The sequence below is a fragment of the Sphingobium sp. Ant17 genome, from assembly GCF_000588875.1.
Taxonomy (GTDB): domain Bacteria; phylum Pseudomonadota; class Alphaproteobacteria; order Sphingomonadales; family Sphingomonadaceae; genus Sphingobium.
The window spans coordinates 1-2253 of the sequence record NZ_JEMV01000159.1 but is presented as its reverse complement, the minus strand read 5'-3'; the positions used below and the strand labels follow the sequence as shown (position 1 = coordinate 2253).

Below are 2253 nucleotides of genomic sequence, written 5' to 3'. Positions count from 1 at the left end.
GCGCCCCCGCACAGAAAGGGGCGAGCATTACCAAAAACTCAAGAMCCCTGCTCGCCAATCCGGCGACACGCTGGACCAGCATTCTCGTCTCTGCCTGGGTATGGGCCATCTCAAACGGGCAAGACGCTCCAGATCACATCCGACATCGCCCTATGGTACAGGCCCGGCACCCCCGGTCTTGCCGGTCCGCTGGGTCCTGGTTCGCGATCCTGACGGAAAGCGCGACCCGCAGGCCTTCTTCAGTACCGACATTACCCTCGAGCCCGCCGACATCATCGCCCTCTCGTCCGCCGATGGCAAATCGAAGTCACCTTTGCCGAAAACCCCGCGCTCACCTGGGTGTCGAGACACAGCGCCAGTGGACCGACAAAGCCATAGCGCGAACCACACCGGCGCTGCTGGGTCTCTACACTCTTATATCACTATGGGCCTGCGATCTGCTGACCAATAAAAGCACCCCGTATTCCGCCGCGTGGTATCGAAAAACCAGCCCGACATTCAGTGACGCCATCGGTGCCGTCCGCCTCCAGATCTGGGTCGGCGACATTAATCCACACTCCCCGCCGCACCGAGAAACGCACTATATTCCGACAACCCGCCTCGTACGTATGGCTCAAGCACTATGCTTCGCTACCTAATCGTACAAAGTCGAGCTTAGAGCCTGATTCATAATTATCCGATGAAATTTCATAGCCTTGCGATGCGGCGCGCGAATAGCTGTATGGAGGCTATGAACAGCCACGCATTTGCCGATGCGATGGTCCGTTCAAAGTCCTTTGCGAGCCGACGGTTGCGGTTCAGCCAAGCCAGTGTTCGCTCGACGACCCAGCGGCGCGGAAGAACCACAAAGCCTTTTGCACCATCGGATCGCTTGACGATCTCGACAGTCCATTTGCCGATACGCCGGAGCGCTTGCCTGAGCTTGTCGCCAGCGTAGCCGCCATCGGCAAAGACATGGCGCAGCCATGGAAAGCGGTGGATGATTTCACGCAGGACCAGCGGCGCGCCGTCGCGGTCCTGAATGTCGGCGGTATGGATCACCGCATGAACCAAATGACCCTCGGTGTCGGTGAGGATGTGGCGCTTGCGCCCCTTGATTTTCTTGCCTGCGTCAAAGCCGCGCGGGCCGCCACTTTCCGTTGTTTTCACGCTCTGACTATCGATCACGCCAGCACTGGGCGAAGCCTCTCGGCCCGTCGCTTCACGCGCCATCAATAGCAGGGTATGATTGAGCGAGAGCCACAGTTTGTTATCGCGCCACAGGTAAAACCAGCGCCGAACCGTCGAGACCGGCGGAAAGCAGGGTGGCAGCATTCGCCACGGCAGCCCCCCACGCAGCAGATATAGGATCGCCTCAACGATCCGTCGCAGCGGCCATTTGCGCGGACGGCCTACGTGGGAGGGTGGCGGCAAGAAAGGTTCGAGCACCGACCATTCGGCATCGGTCAAATCGCTTGGCAAAGTCAGTCCCGCGCGGGCATATTGCGCCCGAGTGGTATCGGTCCACATCGTTGATCTCCGGAAGTTTGTTGCAAAACCCCTGAATCAACGACTGCCGCAAGCGTCAAGCTAACCCGCTGATACCACTCAACTTAGTTTCGGATCGGGCTCTTAGCTCGACTTTGTACGTTTTTGGTCAGGTCCAGGTCCAGAAGATGCTGTTTTCAGCGATGTGGTCGAGGGCCTGATCGAGTGGCAAGACGCATCCGCCCATATCGTCAATATCTTCCCATTGTCGCCGGTGTGACCAGTAGCCAAGCCTGACGTCGTCGCGCGTGCCGACAGGTTTGAGACGGGCGATCGGTGCCTCCGTTTCCAACAGGTAAAGGTGGTAGGCGCCCTTGTCCTCGTACCAGCCCACGCCGCCGCCGTTGGCCGCGTCGAAAGTTTCGATGCGCATAATGATTTCGTCGTCTTTCATGGAGCATCCATAGCTGCCTTCAGGTCACAGCGTATCCGATTCAACTGGCCGCATGGCAACAGCCCAAGCGTTGCGCCGTGCTTCGGTTAGGATTCCAAGCATGAGATGTTGGACCAGAACAAGGCCGTTATCGGCGATCCCGTCCCCCAGATCTTGCGCCAATGGCTGCAAGCATGGCGTCCCTGCTTTACGGCCCCCAGTTGGGAGCATGTACTCGTTCTTGTGATGGGCGGCCTGCTGGCCACCGGCAAACGAACCGTTACGTCTTGCCTGCGTGTGACCGGCCGAGCCCATGCTGCCAACTTTGCAACCTATCACCAGATCCTCAACCG

Annotated in this window: 3 protein-coding genes; all 3 read right to left on the bottom strand. The window is 58.8% G+C overall.

What is annotated here, in order from left to right; genetic code table 11:
* Nucleotides 1-687: 687 nt before the first annotated feature.
* Nucleotides 688-1509 carry an IS5 family transposase gene (locus tag BF95_RS24990; protein ID WP_043155528.1) on the bottom strand — a complete coding sequence of 274 codons (822 nt, stop codon included), beginning with the start codon at nt 1507-1509 and terminating at the stop codon, nt 688-690.
* A 127-nt stretch (nt 1510-1636) separates the two neighbouring features.
* Nucleotides 1637-1921 (bottom strand): hypothetical protein, encoded by a 285-nt coding sequence (locus BF95_RS24985; protein WP_043153117.1) that lies wholly within the window; start codon nt 1919-1921, stop codon nt 1637-1639.
* A gap of 24 nt (nt 1922-1945) precedes the next feature.
* On the bottom strand, nt 1946-2253 hold a 308-nt coding region (locus tag BF95_RS30055; RefSeq protein WP_235210004.1), incomplete at its 5' end, for a hypothetical protein.